14 protein-coding genes are annotated in these 18192 nt (G+C 34.9%); all 14 read left to right on the top strand.

Features of this window, described 5'->3' with window-relative positions:
- Positions 1 to 118 precede the first annotated feature (118 nt).
- Complete coding sequence (locus MHB53_RS11855; protein ID WP_340918472.1) at positions 119 to 568, top strand: hypothetical protein; 450 nt, start codon at positions 119 to 121, stop codon at positions 566 to 568.
- A complete protein-coding gene (locus MHB53_RS11850) occupies positions 561 to 1550 on the top strand; it encodes a CehA/McbA family metallohydrolase (protein WP_340918470.1) in 990 nt (329 codons plus the stop codon). Before MHB53_RS11855 ends, MHB53_RS11850 begins: the two co-directional genes overlap by 8 nt.
- 697 nt (positions 1551 to 2247) lie before the next feature.
- Positions 2248 to 3213 (top strand): ABC transporter permease, encoded by a 966-nt coding sequence (locus MHB53_RS11845; RefSeq protein WP_340924646.1) that lies wholly within the window; start codon positions 2248 to 2250, stop codon positions 3211 to 3213.
- A gap of 22 nt (positions 3214 to 3235) precedes the next feature.
- The gene (locus tag MHB53_RS11840; protein ID WP_340918468.1) at positions 3236 to 4948 is read left to right on the top strand and encodes an extracellular solute-binding protein; all 1713 of its coding nucleotides are present in this window, start codon (positions 3236 to 3238) and stop codon (positions 4946 to 4948) included.
- A gap of 246 nt (positions 4949 to 5194) precedes the next feature.
- A complete protein-coding gene (locus MHB53_RS11835) occupies positions 5195 to 6103 on the top strand; it encodes a carbohydrate ABC transporter permease (RefSeq protein ID WP_340918466.1) in 909 nt (302 codons plus the stop codon).
- Between the two features lie 14 nt (positions 6104 to 6117).
- A complete protein-coding gene (locus MHB53_RS11830) occupies positions 6118 to 7038 on the top strand; it encodes a metallophosphoesterase family protein (RefSeq protein ID WP_340918463.1) in 921 nt (306 codons plus the stop codon).
- Positions 7039 to 7074: 36 nt separating this feature from the next.
- The gene (locus MHB53_RS11825) at positions 7075 to 8097 is read left to right on the top strand and encodes a histidinol phosphate phosphatase domain-containing protein (protein ID WP_340918461.1); all 1023 of its coding nucleotides are present in this window, start codon (positions 7075 to 7077) and stop codon (positions 8095 to 8097) included.
- Positions 8098 to 8378: 281 nt separating this feature from the next.
- The gene (locus MHB53_RS11820) at positions 8379 to 9164 is read left to right on the top strand and encodes a DeoR/GlpR family DNA-binding transcription regulator (protein WP_340918460.1); all 786 of its coding nucleotides are present in this window, start codon (positions 8379 to 8381) and stop codon (positions 9162 to 9164) included.
- 370 nt (positions 9165 to 9534) lie between these two features.
- Positions 9535 to 10755 carry an MFS transporter gene (locus MHB53_RS11815; protein ID WP_340918457.1) on the top strand — a complete coding sequence of 407 codons (1221 nt, stop codon included), beginning with the start codon at positions 9535 to 9537 and terminating at the stop codon, positions 10753 to 10755.
- A 229-nt stretch (positions 10756 to 10984) separates the two neighbouring features.
- The gene (locus MHB53_RS11810) at positions 10985 to 11914 is read left to right on the top strand and encodes an ABC transporter permease (RefSeq protein ID WP_340918454.1); all 930 of its coding nucleotides are present in this window, start codon (positions 10985 to 10987) and stop codon (positions 11912 to 11914) included.
- A gap of 122 nt (positions 11915 to 12036) precedes the next feature.
- Positions 12037 to 12954, top strand: a complete 918-nt coding sequence (locus MHB53_RS11805; protein ID WP_445661513.1) for a carbohydrate ABC transporter permease — start codon at positions 12037 to 12039, stop codon at positions 12952 to 12954.
- A 30-nt stretch (positions 12955 to 12984) separates the two neighbouring features.
- A complete protein-coding gene (locus MHB53_RS11800) occupies positions 12985 to 14433 on the top strand; it encodes an ABC transporter substrate-binding protein (protein ID WP_340918449.1) in 1449 nt (482 codons plus the stop codon).
- A 211-nt stretch (positions 14434 to 14644) separates the two neighbouring features.
- The gene (locus MHB53_RS11795; RefSeq protein ID WP_340918446.1) at positions 14645 to 16447 is read left to right on the top strand and encodes a sensor histidine kinase; all 1803 of its coding nucleotides are present in this window, start codon (positions 14645 to 14647) and stop codon (positions 16445 to 16447) included.
- Positions 16440 to 17945 (top strand): response regulator transcription factor, encoded by a 1506-nt coding sequence (locus MHB53_RS11790; protein ID WP_340918443.1) that lies wholly within the window; start codon positions 16440 to 16442, stop codon positions 17943 to 17945. Before MHB53_RS11795 ends, MHB53_RS11790 begins: the two co-directional genes overlap by 8 nt.
- The last annotated feature ends 247 nt before the right edge of the window (positions 17946 to 18192 follow it).

The following is an 18192-nucleotide window of genomic DNA, read 5'->3' as shown; positions in this document are numbered from 1 at the left end:
ATTTCTGCCAGGTGTATATTGGTTTTGTGAATTTTGTAATTACTTTGTGGTTTTTGTTGTTTGATATTCCTGTTGTTAACAAGGTGGGAAGTTATCTGAATACTTAGGAGGAGATGAAGTGAAAGTGATATACCAGGGAGAAGGAACGATAAATCCGACTTGTTCCAAAAGCCATATTACCTATTCATTCTTTATTGACAAGGAATATGATTTGTTGAAGGTAGCGTTCGAATACAATCCTAAACAATTAAAAGACGAAGAGCTGTCAAAAGATCTCATATTGAACTGCATAGATAAATACGGGTATGAGAAGTTCGATAATTGGAAGTCAATGTTACCTTTGTTGAACCATATAACCCTTTCCATTGATGATCCTGATACATGTAGAGGTGCAACACATCGACATTTCTCACAAATTGAATTAACTTTGAGCCAAACGAAATCGTCACTAGGAATGATATCTAAAAAAAATCCACGAGGACTATGGAAAGTGAGTCTTGATATACATTCTCTAGTTACGGAAAATTGCCAATATCAATTAAAAGTTTGGGGCGAACAAAATGAATAAGTGGCTTCCTTTTGAACTGCATACCCACACTGTACATAGTGATGGTAAGCATACCTTATTAGAAATGGCAGAAAAAGCAAGGGAACTTGAAATTACGGGCATTGCATTAACGGACCATAATACAATGTCGGGGCTTATGGATAAAGAGGAAGTAATGGCAAAGACAGGTGTTTATATCTTGTCTGGACTGGAATGGACAACATTTTATGGTCATATGGTCACATTAGGAATTAGTGGTTATGCGGATTGGAGAAATTTATCACCTTTAGATATACATAAAGGAATTGCCAATGTACATAAACAAGGCGGGCTAGCGGGGATTGCCCACCCATTCGAAATTGGTAGCCCAATTTGTACGGGATGTTTTTGGGAATATCAAATATCAGATTGGAATGATGTTGACTATATAGAGGTTTGGTCAGAGACTTTTCCTTCGATTAGAAAAAAGAATAAACGGGCGTATGATTTATGGATCGATAAATTAAATGATGGTTATCGAATTTCAGGTACGAGCGGAAGGGATTGGCATGTATCATCAAAAAATAAGGAAACGATTGCTCTCACCTATCTCAATATTCTGGAGAAGAATGATGTGAATGATAAGAGTATGATAGATGCGCTAAAAAAAGGTAGGTTATCCATTACTATGGGGCCTTTAATAACGTTGGATATAGTTGATGAACAAGGAAAATCCTATTCTATAGGTGATGAAATAGAAAAAGCACCATTTGAAAATCATTTTAAGCTGAAGATAAACGTTGATTTTTCGGTAAGGAAAAATCAATGGAAACTAGATAAACAAGATTTGAAAATTAGAGTAAGGAGCAATTGTGGGATTTTAGAAGAGAGTAGACTAAGGAATAATACGCTCAAATGTAATACGAAATTAGAGAATGTTTCGTGGGTGATTGCCGAGTTACATGGTGTAATAGAGGGCGTCTATACTATGATCGGATTTACTAATCCTATTTATTTAAAATAATAGAAAGGAAGTTTTCGGACTGTTGAACAGGATGAAGGTCCCCGCAGCCTTTTTTTGACAGTCTGGATCAAGCCGGACTACTTGAATTAGATGACTGAAGAGTTATGTCCAAAAATATTAAGAGGAAATAGAGTAGAAGTTAACTCTATTTCCTTTTAATTTGAAAGGAGGATGCTTTCTAATAAGTTTTATTTACATATGTAACAGTAGCATGCACGCCGGTCACACTTGTTACAATGTATCAGGTCCTAAGGTATTCTCGGCCAAAATACTGACAATTCCTATGTTTATATAACGTATTCAATAAAGACAAAGTAGTTGAAATTATATAAAAATTTAAATTGACAACTTCATTAGTAAGTGGATATAATAACAACAACAATAAAAAACAAACAACAAAGAAATTCATAAAACCACAAATTGATAAATAATGTAAAGGAGGGAGCAATAAAAGGATCCTAGATTAAGATGAATAGAAAACGTAGGCGGTTTCATAAAAAATAGCGAACAAATAGTAGGATTATTAACCTACAGATTATAAGGGAGAACTAGTGTAAGAGTATTGCTAGTGTTTATATTTCCATAAAAGAAGTTACAAATGATTATATAAATTACATAAAACCACAATAAACAACAAGAACATAATTCTGTTACAAAAAAGTAATGCAATTCTAGAAAGGTGATGAACTTGAAAGCAATTAGCGAAAAACATCCTCTAGGAGCAAATAAAAACGGAGCACTACGTACCAGTAAACAACGTAATAGTTGGAAAGAATTATGGCGTCACAAACAACTATATATTATGCTTTTGCCATGTCTTATCTTTTTTATTCTTTTTTCTTATATGCCTATGGCGGGATTAGTGTTAGCTTTCAAAGAGTTTAAATTTAATACAGGAATCTGGGGTGGAGAATGGGTTGGCTTTACCTATTTTGAGAGATTTTTTAAGGATCCTCAAAGTTGGGTGTTTATAAAAAACACATTAATCATCAGCTCCATGAAATTATTTTTAGGATTGCCATTTCCTATACTTTTAGCGTTGATGTTTAAAGAAATATCCAATAATAAAATAAGGAATTTACTCCAAGGTATAACGTATCTTCCACACTTTTTGTCTTGGGTTATCATTGTGGGACTTTTACAAAGGGTTTTAGCACCTGATACAGGTTTATTAAATCAAGTAATTCAACTTTTTGGGGGAAAGGGTGATACATTCTTTTTAATGGAAAGAGATTATTTTTATCCTGTTATGTTTTGGAGTCATGTTTGGAAAGAAATAGGCTGGAACTCTATTATTTATTTTGCAGCCATTGCAGGGATCAATCCGGAATTTTACGAAGCAGCAAAAATAGATGGTGCCAGTAAATTGAGACAAATTTGGCATGTAACCCTGCCATGTATCAGACCTACAATTATCATTTTATTTATTCTATCTCTTGGTAATATATTGTCTGCGGGATTTGATCAAATTTATTTATTAAAAACACCAGGAAATGCTGATGTAGCTGAGATTATTGATACTTATGTTATACGAGTAGGTCTCCAAGGCGGTCAGTTTGGTTATGCAACAGCAGTGGGGATGTTACAGGGAGTAATTGGATTAATGCTTGTATTAGTCGTAAATGCAATTTCAAAGCGCAAGTTTGATACCTCACTATGGTGATCATTTGAAATGGGGGATGAATATGAAATTATCTAATTGGAATGCAGGAAAACTATTTATTCTTTCATTAATAACAGTTTTATTTATATCAGGTTGTAACTTCAAAAAAGATGCTGGTAGTGAAGTAGAAAAGGACAACGGGGATAAACCGGCAACATGGATTGCAGATAGAAAAATTACTGGTTTAGTATTCATGAGTGATGGTGATGCATCAAAAGAAATGAATCCTGAAATTGCTGCTGAACTAAAGAAAAGAACTGGAATTACGTTAGAACTACAAACTGTTTCCTCGGATAGTTCTTTGCAGGCACTTACAGCAGGAATTGCAGCAGGAGACTTGCCTGACTTCATCGCTTATTACCTAAATAATAGTGGACGTCCCGAAATGCAAGTACTATTAAAAGCGGCAAGAGAAGGAATGTTTACGGATTTGAATCCCTACTTAAAAGAATCGAAAGTATATAGTAAATATTTTGAAGAAGGCTATTTGCCATTAGACACGAAAAATAATATTATGTTTCGTCCGGAATTTGATGATGCAGCATACCTAGTTCACATGTCTATTACGAGAGAACCAGGCTATGAGTCTAGAAAGTATGTAGGAGGACCATATATCCGTAAAGATATTGCAGATGAATTGGCAATAACCCCAAGTGAAATTAATACATCCGAAAAAATGTATGACCTCGCTAAAAAAATACAAGCAGGAAAATTTAAGGATGATAATGGAAAAGCTATTAGTCCGATTGGTCCGACAATTTGGGGTGGTTCAGACCGTGATCATTTATACAGGGATATGATCTGGACAGGTAATAGTGGGGAGAAATTCTTCCGTGATCCGAAAGACGATAAAATCAAGCATGAAAGTCAAACAGATTACGGCATTAAAAGAGTAGATTTTGTTCAGAAACTACTGAAAGAAAAATTAATGCACCCAGAATTCTATACAATGGAGGAAAATCGGGCAAAAGAAGGAGTTGTAAATCGATCATTTGGAATCGTTGCAGATATGCATAATTTTGAATCTGCAAATAGTGACATGAAGTATATCCCTCTAGGCCCTTTGAACTCTATCGAAGGTGAATACCAAATGGAGCTCCCGTATAAATCTGGATATTCTGGATGGTCTATCCCGGCAACTACAAAGAATCCTGAAGAAATTGTGAAATTTGCGGATTATCTGGCATCCCGTGAAGGGAAATTGCTTTCATGGTATGGGTTAGAAGGGCGGGATTACACGCTCGATGAGCATGGGAATCCATTAGTTAAACAGGAAGTGCTTGATTTACTAGAAGAAGATCCAGCAGCAGCAAAAGAACTAGGCTTTAGGGGAGTACGCTCCTATTGGGCTGAGCATTTAGGGTATACAGACCTTCATCCTGAAGAAGATTTTGGTGAAGCTGAATATGGACAAGCGGTATCTAGTGAGACAAACAAAGCGGCAATGGATATTATAAAAATGTGGAAATATGATGAAAAGCTTGCGAACGCTAAAGTGTTGGATGGATATACACCAACATCTTTTATTTATGAAGTAGATGGAGGGGAAGATTTGGATATCGCGCTTAAGAATTATAACGAAAGCTTACTACGGGCATTTTATAGCAAAAATATGAAGGAAGCACAAGATATTATGGACGAGGCAGCAAAGCAATTGGATAGAGCAGGACTTGACAAATATATTAAGTACTTGGAAGAAAAAGATAAAAATGAAGAAACTAAATTAAAGTATTAATTGTTAAGTTTCTAAGCAAAGCGAAGGCACTCACTCTTGCCCATAGATTTATGTGTAGGATAACAATAACTTATCTTGTACAAAATGAAGGAGCAATACTAGTCGAAGGGCATGGAAGTTATCCAGTATTAATCGTTCTTAATCTCTTAAATGAGAAACTTCCTTCTTCATTGCATATAAAGAAGGAAGTTATCTTTAAAAAGAGGAGCTAACTAAAACATCTCTTAACCAAGGAGAGACAAAATCGTGGGAAATAATTACTATCAAACTTCCAAAGGTGAAAAAGTTTTTTCATATATTAACTATTTTATTATTATTGCTTTTTGTTTAACAGTCATACTTCCTTTCATTAACATATTTGCATTATCGTTTAATAGCGGTGTAGATGCACAAAAAGGTGGAGTTTATTTCTGGCCGAGAGAATGGACATTTGACAACTTTAAAGAAGTATTTTCACAATCAAGTATTTTAGGTGGTTTTTATATATCATTATTCAGAACAATTTTAGGTACCTTGATAAGTGTTTTTCTTACGGCAATGGCTGCATACGCTTTAAAAAGTAAAACATTGCCATGGAGAAAACAAATTACGTTTTTTATTTTCTTTACCATGTTATTTAGTGGTGGGATTGTGCCTTATTATATGGTGTTAAAAGAACTACAACTAACTAACAGTATATGGGTATATATTATTCCTTCATTATATAGCGTCTGGAATATCATTATTATGAGGACTTTTTTTTATCAAATTCCAGAGAGTGTGGAAGAAGCGGCGAAAATTGATGGGTGTGGAGATTTTGCTATCTTCTTTAAAATTATATTGCCCATGAGTATACCGGTTGTCGCTGCAATTGGATTGTTTAACGCAGTAGGACATTGGAATGACTGGTTTTCAGGTGCCTTCTATGTGCGTGACCAATCATTAAAGCCTTTGTCCACATTGCTTCAGGAAATGCTTACGAGGCAAGAAGCATTGCAAAATGCATTGCTGCGTTCATCAGGTACAAATTATGATCTAGTAGATAAAGTTCTTATTACCGGTGAATCGTTAAAAATGGCGACAATTGTCATTGTCGTAACACCAATTATTCTTGTATATCCTCTCTTGCAAAAACATTTCATCAAAGGGGTCAATATCGGCTCTGTAAAAGAATAAAAGGAGATGAACATATGGAATCAAAACTAATGTTTCGTAAAGATCGGTCATTTAAAATCATTCAGTTTACAGATTTGCACGTAAGCGGTGAAGATGATCATAAAGATGATGCACGGACGTTCACTTTAATTAGTGAATCTATCCAGCAAGAACAGCCTGATTTAATCGTAATTACAGGAGATCTTATCTGGAGTGAAGGTGTTAATCGCCCAGATAATTCGTATCGGAAAGTATTGGACCATATCTCTCAATGGGATATTCCATTTGCTATTGTTTATGGAAATCATGATACCGAAGAGGGAATAACGAGGAAAGAACTGCATCTAATTCAAGAGGGATATCATAGTTCTGTGTCTATAACTGGTCCAGAAAATATACATGGTGTGGGCAATTACTCTCTAGCAATTCAATCAGCGACAGGCGAAGAAAATGAAGCGTTACTATACTTTTTAGATTCAGGAGCATTGGCTCCAGAGGATATTGGTGGGTATGAATGGATCCATTCCGATCAAGTGAATTGGTTTGTTTCGGAGTCACAGAAATATGCAAAAGTAAAAGAAAAACCAGCTCCTGCTTTAGCCTTTTTTCATATTCCAATACCTGAGTATAATGAAGTCTTACAGGTAGGAAAAGTATCAGGAATTAGAATGGAAAAGGTTTGTGCCCCTAAGATTAATAGTGGATTATTTACAGCACTCCTTGAATCCGGGGACGTTATGGGAACGTTTGTGGGACACGATCATGATAATGATTATTGTGGGGAGCTATACGGTATATCCTTATGTTATGGCCGTGTAAGTGGGTATAACACTTATGGTGAGTTGCAACGTGGAGCAAGAGTGATTCGTCTCTTTGAAGGTGAACGCCGATTTGAATCATGGATTCGCCTTGATAACGGAGAAATTACCTCTTTCTATACTCATAATAAAGTATAAGAATCTATTTAAAAATCTAAAAAAAGGGTGGACAAATTGAAAGTTGATTATCATATTCATCTAGAAGAAGGTCCGTATTCCTCGAATTGGTTAAAAAGAACATTTGATGCTATAAAAAATATAAGGGATTCACAGTATAAAGCACATACACGCGAATGGATGGTAGAAGCATCAGAGCTATTGGGAAAACGAATAGAAAGCGGTCCATATACTATGGAATGGCTTGATTTATATTTAATGCAAGCAAAGCGATTAGGGCTAAGAGAAGTAGGAATAGTTGACCATCTTTATCGTTTCAAAGAATACAAATCTTACTATGAAAAACATATATATATAGAAAATGATCACTTAGGAACTATTCAGAAAAAGTGGTTAGATCAAGTATCTGTGGAATCAATTGATCCATTTATCCAGCTAATTGAGAATGCGAAACAAAAGTGGAAAAATGAAGGGATAGAGCTTCGATTAGGAATGGAAGCAGATTATTTTCTTAATGGAGAAGAAGAATTAACAAATATTCTTCATGAAAAGCAATATGACTATATCATCGGATCTGTGCATTTCATCTATGGATGGGGATTTGATAATCCGGAGACTCAGCACTTGTTTATGCAATACGATTTACTAGAACTATATAGAGATTTTTTTCATATTGTTGAAAATGCTGTTTCTTCAAGGATTTTTGATTATATTGCACATCTTGATAATTTAAAAGTATTTGGTAACCGTCCGGACGAAGAAAAGTTAATTCCTTATTATCATCAGATTGCTAAAAAGTTGTTAGATACTAATACAGCTACTGAAGTTAATGCGGGACTCTATTATCGTTATCCAGTTAAAGAAATGTGCCCTAGTCCAGCATTTCTGAAGGTATTAGCTGACCATCATGTATGCATGACTATTTCTTCTGATGCTCATTTTCCCGATGATCTAGGAAACTACGCTCTGGAGCAGTTGGGTATGTTGCAGTCCTTAGGAGTCAAACAAATAACAACGTTTAAACAAAGAAAAAAAATAAAACAAAAAATTGAAATTGGTGACATACTAAATACATATTAGATTTTTGGTAGCTCTATCGTTAGCCATGCCGGATATGGTGTAGTAATATACCAAGTAAATACGATGGGAAATATATCATCTATGGATAGATTAAAATATAATTGATTTAGATTGCTATATATCAAACTGCTTTCTGAAAAATGAACCAGTTGAATAGGATTCTAGGTGAAATGAAGTTGTTGCGGATATCAATAATGAAAATTCCGCCGTGTTGTTATTGAAAAACAAAAACAATTTATTTTAGATGGAAAATAATGATCCTTAGTAAGGGGCGGAGTAAATTGTCACTTTTATCAGAGGAAAGAAAAAAGATTATTATGGATGAAATAGACATACGGGGCAAAGTTCGTGTTGTTTCGTTAGCAGAGCAATTACAAGTTTCCAATGAAACAATTCGAAGGGATTTGGAAGCGCTAGAGAAGACTGAAAAGCTAAAAAGGGTTTACGGTGGAGCTGTGAAAAGTTCATATGAAGATGGAGAGCCTCCATATCAACAACGTCAGATTATCAATCGAGAAGAGAAAATATCCATTGGAAAACAAGCTTCGTTGCTTATTAATGATGGAGATACTATTTTTTTAGATACTGGAACAACGGTATTAGAGGCTGCAAAGTTTATTGAAGGCTTTAAGCGACTTACTATCATCACCAATTCTTTGCCTACAGCAAACTTCTTGAAAGACTCGCTATCTCAAGGATTATTTAGAGGGAAGTTAATCATTTTGGGTGGGGAAGTATCGCCCGATCAACAGTCTGTAAGTGGTTATCTATGTGAAGAAATGTTAAAGAATTTTTATGTAGATAAAGCTTTTCTCTCAGTTGGAGGCGTTTCTGTTAAAACAGGTATAAGCGACTATGACTTAAATGAATCTGCTATATCGAAAATAGTGACTTCTTATTCCAATGAAGTCATTGTCTTAGCTGATCATAGTAAAATAGGTGTTCAGTCATTTAGCAGCATTATCACTTTAGATAAGATAGACGTTATTATTAGTGACAAAGAACCACCGACTTCGTGGACGTCGATACTGGAACAAAAAAGTGTAGAATGGATAGCAGCTAAGTAGTCCGCTAATAAATTCAATCTATTATAGATGAATGTCATAAGTGAACTCGTTTCAGTAAGCTGAAACATCGGGGAATCAGGTGGGGGAGAGCCCCACCTAATTGGTAACTCTCACCTACGCTTTCTCCTAAAGAAGGACCAAAGAACAATAAAAAAAATTTGCTTATGACATTTATTGGCTTATCATATTGATAGATATTAAGGCATATTTCTCATCTGTTAGTTTTCACTTGATGAAAACCAGCCCACAGAAATGGAAAGATGCCTTTCTATGCCTTGAAAAGCATAATAACAGGCCACAACTATAGGATAAAAAAGTAGGCTTAACTCAATACTTCAAATACTTTTCGAAAGGATATATATTGAACCTTATGGAAATAGAAAATACGGGTAAAAAATCTGTTGTAATTATCGCTTTAATAACTGCGATCAGTGTATTAGGTAACGAAATGCTGTTTATTGTTATGCCGATATATTGGAAGTTTTTTGGATTAACATCAATGTGGCAGATTGGTGTTCTACTATCTGCGAATAGAATCATTCGCCTTCCTATCAATTCATTAGTAGGTTGGTGTTATCAAAATATGAATAAAAGAACGGGATTACTGCTAGCTGTTATTCTTGCCATTATTTCTACCTACTCTTATGGTACTTTAAAAGGTTTTTGGTTATTGCTTGCTATGCGTATTCTATGGGGGATCGCTTGGTCCTTTCTACGTTTAGGGGGATACTTAACCGTGATTTCGTGTAGTGATCGTCAAACAAGAGGCCATTTTATTGGTTTATATAATGGTCTTTGGGGCTTAGGTACTTTATTTGGTATGTTAATAGGTGGCATTTTTACCGAAATTGTAGGAATCCCAACAATCACAACAGTGTTTGCAATTTTGGGTATATGTAGTATCCCATTTGTTATCCGTTATGTTCCTAATACGGTAAGTGATGCGGGGATAGAGAAAAGAGAGGATCATCCTTCCAGTTTAGTTAATCGAAAAAAACTTTTACCTGTATTATTGAATGGTTTATTGGTTGCCTTTGTTGTATACGGAATATTTACATCGACATTAAGCAAAGTGATTGAACATCAAATCGGTGAAAATCTTGTATTTCTATCTTTTACAGTTGGAGCGGTAGCTGTTGCAGGGATTTTACAAGCCTTTCGAATGGGGTTAGATCCTTTTTTAGCACCACTTGTCGGGAAATGGTCGGATCAAAAATTTGGAAGAATCCCTTTATTAATGTTTGCTCTATTACTTGGAACCATTTGCTTGTTTATCATCCCACTTAATATCCCATTTATCGTTTTTATTCTTGTAATTCTTGTTTTTCAATTAGTAGCTACATTATTAATTACGACTAGTGATTCTATGGCGGCAGATTTATCGGGTGACATTTCATCCGTAAAAACAATGACGTATTACACTTTATTTGTCGATCTTGGTTCAGCACTTGGGCCATTAATTGGTTACTTAGTCATTGATTTCATTGGTCTTCAATGGTTATTTTGGGCTACTGGTATTCTAATGTTTTTTTTACTAGTTTTCTGGTATAAAGGGCCTCAACAACAACGTGCAAAAAGTTATGCAGGATAAATAGCTTGCTATTTACAATAGTCCATAGGAAGTGCATTCTTTATTACTATACACAAATAATTAATACGAAGGAGCTAGCTTAAATTTGAGCTGGCTCCTTCGTTATTACAAGGCTCATTTAATTTGTCCAGTTAAACTCAAATAAGTCAACTATGAATAGGCTTACACGTTTTTTATAATAAGAGTATGAAAGTGTTTACAATATATGCAAAGGAGGTCGACAAGGAAATTGAAGAAGATATTAAAAGACCTAATAAATAATCGTATATGGCTCCTTATGGTACTTCCTGGTACTATTTGGTTTCTACTATTTTCCTATTTGCCGATGTTTGGTACAGTCATCGCATTTAAGGATTTTCGTATATCACGAGATGGATTTTTCGCCAGTGTATTTAATAGTGAATGGGTTGGATTTGACAATTTCAAATATCTATTTAGCACAGATAGTGCATTTGTAATTACAAGAAATACAATATTGTACAATCTAGTATTCATTGTCATAGGACTGGTTTTGGCAGTCGCAGTAGCAATCATTTTAAGTGAACTGGCTAATAAGAAACTAGCGAAAGTATACCAAACAGGAATGTTATTTCCCCATTTTCTTTCTTGGGTTATCGTCAGTTATTTTGTTTTCACCTTCTTGAGTGCCGACAGAGGATTAATGAATAACATCTTGGATTGGTTCGGCATTGAAGCTATCTCCTGGTATAACGAACCTAAATATTGGCCATTCATCATTATATTTATGAGTATGTGGAAAGGTGTCGGATACGGGAGTATCGTTTATCTAGCCGCAATTGTCGGAATTGATAAAACGTATTATGAGGCAGCAATGATAGATGGTGCGACAAAGTGGCAGCAAATTCGCCACGTAACCCTTCCGATGATTACCCCACTAATTGTGATACTGACAATATTAAACGTAGGGAAAATTTTCAACTCCGATTTCGGGCTATTCTATCAATTACCTAGAGATTCGGGGGCGCTATATTCTGTTACAAACACAATTGATACCTTTGTCTATCGCGGTCTTATGACGTTGGGCGATATAGGCATGAGTACGGCAGCAGGGTTATATCAGTCATTTGTAGGATTGGTTCTCGTCCTTCTGACAAACTATATCGTTAAGAAAATAGACGAAGAAAATGCATTATTTTAATATTATCACCTATTTACGAAAGGGGGCAGGTCGCATAGCGGCTGAGACGTATGGAAAGTAAAAAAACGAATAATACATCTACTGAAGCAGTATCTCTTTCTACTAGTGAATTAAATGGTGAAATGAATCGTAAACGAAAAAAGAAATTTGATCCACATGGATTTCATCCAGTGACAAACTGGGGAATGAATATAGCCTTGGCAATATTTACTTTCATGTGCTTGTTTCCATTTTTCTACGTCATCATGATTTCATTTACGGATGAAGCGACAATTGCGAAAAAAGGGTATCAGCTTATTCCTGAAAAATGGAGTCTTGAGGCTTACAAATATTTATGGCATATGAAAGAGCAATTGCTACAATCATATGGTGTAACAATTTTTATTACTGTTGTTGGAACGGTCATAAGCGTAATGATGATTGCATTTTATGCTTATGCGATTTCAAGAAAACAATTTAAATATAGAAGGTTCTTTACATTCTTTGCCTTCTTTACAATGCTTTTTGGTGGCGGCATGGTTCCATTCTATATTGTAGCTACACAGTTTCTAGGCTTGAAAGATTCCATATGGGCATTAATTTTACCTCTTTCCATGAATGCCTTCTATATTATCATTATGAGAACATTCTTTATGAGATCTGTTCCAGAATCCATTTTGGAATCAGCGAGGATTGACGGGGCCAGTGAATTAAGAACTTTTTTCCAAATTGTTTTTCCTTTATCTTTACCAGGGATTGCGACAATTGCGTTATTTAGCACACTCGGTTATTGGAATGATTGGTTTAATGCCTTGCTGTTTATCGATAAACCAACTCTAGTACCGTTACAATCTTTGTTGATGAAAATTGAAAGTAATCTTGAGTTCATGAGGCAAAATATCGAAATTAGTGCTACACAGTCGAGTTTATTCTCATCGATTCCTGCAGATACTGCAAAAATGGCCATGGTTGTAATCGCCACTTTACCGATAGCTGTATCCTATCCATTTTTCCAAAAATACTTCATTAGTGGGTTAACTATCGGTGGCGTGAAAGAATAATTAGAATAAAAGTAAAAAGGGGAGAAAATGATGAAGAAGAAATTAATGCTCTTTATTGTAATGGTATTAGGAATTGGTACGATCCTAGCTGCTTGCGGTAAAGACGAGAAAAAAGAAACAAGCAAAGGTGGCGGAGAAAAACCGTATGAAATTTTATGGTATACGATTGGAACGCCGCAAAAAGATACGGATAAAGTATTTGAGGAAGTAAATAAATACACGAAAGAAAAAATTAATGCAACTGTAAAACTAACTCAGATTGACTGGGGCGATTATGAGCAAAAAATGCAAGTAATTATTGCTTCCGGTGAACCTTTCGACTTGGCATATACAAGCGGTGGTAAATATGTACAAGATGCACAAAAAGGTGCTTTTGAACCATTGGACAAATTGCTTGATAGTCATGGAAAGGAATTAAAAGAAGTGCTTGATCCAGCTTTACTTGCTGGCGCAAAAGTAAATGGTGAATTATATGGAATTCCTTCCAATAAAGAAGCAGGCCGACAAACTGTTTATACTTTTAATAAACGCTTAGTTGATAAATATAATTTCGATATCAGTAAAGTAAAGACTTTGGAAGATTTAGAGCCGATGCTTAAAACAATCAAAGAAAAAGAATCTGACATTACTCCGATCGCAACATTTAATGCGTATCTTCCATTTGACTATGTCATGACTGGTAAACTGCCATTTGCATTCCCAATTGAAGGAGATACAAGCAAAGTAATCAATTTCTTTGAGTCTGATCTAGCAATGCAAACATATAAAACAATGCATAACTATTATAAAGCCGGATATATTAAGGCTGATGCAGCAACAAGTAAAGATTCATGGCCTATGGATGTAGAAAATTGGTTCGTTCGTATGGGAGATTCACAGCCGTATGCTGATTTATTATGGACACGTTCCGCAAAATATGAAGTAGTTTCAACACCTGCAGAAGAACCAACTACTTTCAACAGTTCAGTAACAGGAGCGATTCAAGCTATTTCATCTACATCGGAAAATCCTGAAAAAGTAATGGAATTCGTGAATCTATTGAATACAGATGAGTACCTACGTAATTTAGTAGATAAAGGTATTGAAGATGTTCACTATGAAAAAAATGAAAATGGTACAATTAAAGACCTTCCAGCTCGTGTAGAAAGATATAATATGCCAACTTATTCGTTAGGAAATCACTTCAATCTTTATTTATATGAAGAAGATCCTGCAGATAAGTGGGAAGCATTCAAAGCATTTAATGAGTCATCAAAACCAGCACCAACTTTAGGTTTCCATTTTGATAGCAGTGCAGTAAGATCTGAAATCGCCTCTATTTCAAACGTAGCAGAAGAATTTTATCCTGCATTGGCAACTGGAACAGTAGACCCAGAAGAATATTTGCCTAAAGCAAACAAAAAATTCAAAGAAGCAGGTTTGGATAAGGTAATGGAAGAAATTCAAAAGCAATATGACGAGTGGAAAAAGAATAATTAATATATTGGATGTCAAGCCGGAGTGAATTTCCGGCTTGCTTTCTTGTGTAATAATGAGCAACGATATACAAATGTATGCAAAAGGTAAGAATGATAGGAACTATAAATCAGTAAAAAATGTTTGCACGGCACAAGTGTTCTTAGTCCAACGTTACTTCATACGTGATATAATAATTATATTGTTAATCAAACTTTAATGAGGAGCAACGAACGTGGACTTCAAGCGAAAACTTGCATATAAGCATAAAATATTTAATAAATTACTATTAACTTCCTCGATTACGATTATAGCGACAGTTTCTGTCTTGTTCGTTACGATTACAAATTACTATTCAGACGGTATTATCCAAAGAGAAATGGATTTGAACTCCCGAATATTAGAAAGAGTGCATGATTATTTCAATGAAAGAGAAATAGATGTAACGACTATGATCAGAGAGCTTTATGGAAAAAATGAACTAATTAATGATATGGCCTATGCTCTCCAAAATGGATATCAAGATTATCTCAAGTATCGATTAGATCGATATGCAGATAGTCCTTCTTTTGTTCCAAGCGATATGAATACTTTTTTTAATACTTATTTTGATCAACGTAATGATGTGAATGCAGTTAGCTTGCGTTCTGATGAAACGCCATCGATAGAATATTTATATATTTATAACTTTCTACGCTGGAGTAAATCCATTGTTAACGAATCTATCGACTATTCAACGATCGCTCATTTTCATGACAGGGTAGATGCATTTCCATCTGTTGGGCCTACTTTAAGGGAAGTACAAGATACATTTACTATTGAACGCAATATTAATAATCCTAGTACACTTGATAAAGTCGGAGAGATATCTGTTTATTATACGACCGAAGGATTAGATAATATTATTAATAAAAGAAAAACAGAGGCAAAACCCTCCATTTTTATATTGAATAATGATAGAAAAGTGATATATGCCTCCAATGATAAGAATATTCCTTTGAAAATGATACAAGGTTTCCCACAGGAAACGAATGAAAGTGTTGAGAAATGGGAGGGAGAAACCTATTATGTGAACTCGGTCGCTGGCAACAAAGATTTTACATACATCGGTATAATCCCTGAAAAAGAACTGAATAAATTAACGATTGTCAGAGGGACAATGTGGCTAATGATCGCAGTTTCAACACTGATTGCAATATTAATCACCTATTCATTTATGCGCAATTACTCGTCGAGAATCAATAAAATAGACTCCTCGATACGAGAAGTGGAACGGGGCAATCTAGATGTACGTATACCAGAATTCAAACAAAAAGATGAACTTTCCACGATTGCATTAAGCTTCAACTCGATGCTTGATGAATTAAATAATTATATTGATCGGTTTTATGTACTAAATATTAAACAGCAACAAGCTGAATTGAAAGCGTTGCAATCGCAGATTAATCCACACTTTTTATTTAATACATTAGAAGTTATTCGGATGGCTGCAGTAATAGAAGGGTCAAAAACTTCTAGTAAAATGATTTATCATTTATCAAGATTATTTAGATATACGCTTGAATCAAAAGAAACTGTTCCGTTACACATTGAGTTGGAGCATACTAATCAATATTTACAATTGATGCAGCTTCATCATCCAAATAAGTTAGAAGTTATCATTGATATTCCTAATGATATCGAGAATGTACCTATTCAAAAATTAATCCTTCAACCAATCATTGAAAATTATATGGTCCATGGATTTAGAAAAGATCAAACGGATAATCGTTTAGAAATCAAGGTCTCGGAAGTGGATGGGAAAATCGAGATATATGTAAAGGATAATGGTTTAGGTATTTCGGTGGATAGGTTAAAAGAAATTATGACCCACCTTAATGATGAAGGTGATGTGATACAATCAATTGGTCTGAAAAATGTACATCAACGTTTAAAATTGAAATATGGACCACCATTTGGCCTATCGATTCAAAGTACGGAAATGATAGAAACCATCGTAACGATTTTTATTCCTATAGGGGGAAACAGGCATGTATAAAGTATTACTTGTAGATGATGAACCGATCATAACACAAGGATTACAAGCTTTAATAAATTGGGAAGATTACGGCTTTGAAGTAGTTTTTATCGCTCAGGATGGAGAGGAAGCCCTCTCATATATAAAAGAAAATACTGTGCATTTACTCGTGACGGATATTATGATGCCGAAGATGACCGGCCTTGGATTAATTGAGCATGCTAAAAAAATTCAATCGCAGATTACATGTATTATTTTATCAGGCTATCAAGAATTCGAATATGTAAGACAAGGTATGAGGCTCGGAATTGAAAATTACTTACTAAAGCCCGTCGATGAAGAAGAATTATTAAAAACAATTCAAGCGGTTAGTCAAAAATTATATACATTTATCGGTGAACGGCATAATCCGGAATTTACGACACTTAAAGATAATACACTATGGCGTCTCTTAAATGGAGAAATTGAAAAAAGCGAATGGCAAGAAAGACTAGCACTATATGATATGAGATTGGATAAACCGTATTATAGTGTTTCGATTCTTCATTTTAAAAAGGATGCAGATGCAACACAGAGCAAAAAAATGCGCAGATATATTGAAGTAAACTATCCAGCGACATGTCTTTACAATCCAGATCAAGAATTGATCATTATTTTTGAAGCAGAGAGTGAAGAGGAATTAACCGATAATAATCGCCAACTCGCTGAGGATTTAAATCATGCATATGATGAAACTGGAGATTATTACTTAGCGACCGGGAAACCGATCACATCTATGGAGAAGCTAGAAGACAGTTATATTCAGGCAAGAGAATTAACCTTGTATGAAGTGTGTCTACCACCTAATATGCTGATTTCGGATAAAGTGAATATCGATAAGCAGCAACTACTAAAGATGCAACAAGAGTATAAGGCTGATATGGCTAAACGTGTAATGACATCTAAAGAAGATGTGGAAAAAGGTATCGAACTATATTTTGACCGATTAAACGTGAATAAAGATTATAAATCACATATTGTTATTAGAAAATATACGATCGATTTAATATCTTACATCCATTATTCTGTGCAAATAGATAAATATTATAGACATACAACATCGATTGAAAAGCTTGTTTATGCATCAAATATAACGCAAATCGCCGAGGTTCTTCAGGATTACTGTGAGGAGCTGCTCCATACGATTAATAACCAAAACGATACACGGAGCCCAATTGTGCAAAATGTTCTGGAGTATATGCACGCAAATTATGATCAAGAACTTTCATTAAAGACATTAAGTCAACGTTTTCACGTGAATCCTATTTATCTGGGACAGTTATTTCAAAAAGAACTAGGAATCGTATTTTCCGAGTATATTAATCATTACAGATTGGAAAAAGCGAAGGAATTATTGAAAAATACACATTTACGTGCCGGGGATATTGGCAAGCAAGTTGGTTATTCTGATACAACCTATTTCTATAAGCAATTCAAGAAAAGTGTCGGAGCAACACCAACCGAGTGGAGAAATATTTAATAAATGGAAGCCCTCAGTTGTTTTTCGACAGGGGGCTTCTTCCCTTCTTAAGTTTTAACAGTAAAACTTAGTATTGTTCACTTTGATGGTCAGTTTCTTATTTATATAATAGAATTGTAAGGGTTTTCTATAAAGGAATACTCAAAAAGTCACCAAATGATAAATGGCGAATTTCTTCGTTGGCAATTAGGTACTTCTACTAAGGTAAGGAACCTCTGTTAAGATCTCTCTCTCGTCCTGTGAGAAA

Origin of the sequence: Bacillus sp. FSL K6-3431 (assembly GCF_038002605.1) — a bacterium.
Classification (GTDB): Bacteria; Bacillota; Bacilli; order Bacillales; family Bacillaceae_C; genus Lederbergia.
Note: the sequence above shows the minus strand (reverse complement) of the source record. Positions and strands in the feature narration are given on the sequence as shown.

Coding starts and splice junctions, on each gene's coding strand:
- MHB53_RS11850 (WP_340918470.1), top strand. CDS start 561: ATGAATAAGTGGCTTCCTTTTGAACTGCATACCCACACTGTACATAGT.
- MHB53_RS11840 (WP_340918468.1), top strand. CDS start 3,236: ATGAAATTATCTAATTGGAATGCAGGAAAACTATTTATTCTTTCATTA.
- MHB53_RS11830 (WP_340918463.1), top strand. CDS start 6,118: ATGGAATCAAAACTAATGTTTCGTAAAGATCGGTCATTTAAAATCATT.
- MHB53_RS11815 (WP_340918457.1), top strand. CDS start 9,535: ATGGAAATAGAAAATACGGGTAAAAAATCTGTTGTAATTATCGCTTTA.
- MHB53_RS11805 (WP_445661513.1), top strand. CDS start 12,037: ATGAATCGTAAACGAAAAAAGAAATTTGATCCACATGGATTTCATCCA.
- MHB53_RS11800 (WP_340918449.1), top strand. CDS start 12,985: ATGAAGAAGAAATTAATGCTCTTTATTGTAATGGTATTAGGAATTGGT.
- MHB53_RS11790 (WP_340918443.1), top strand. CDS start 16,440: ATGTATAAAGTATTACTTGTAGATGATGAACCGATCATAACACAAGGA.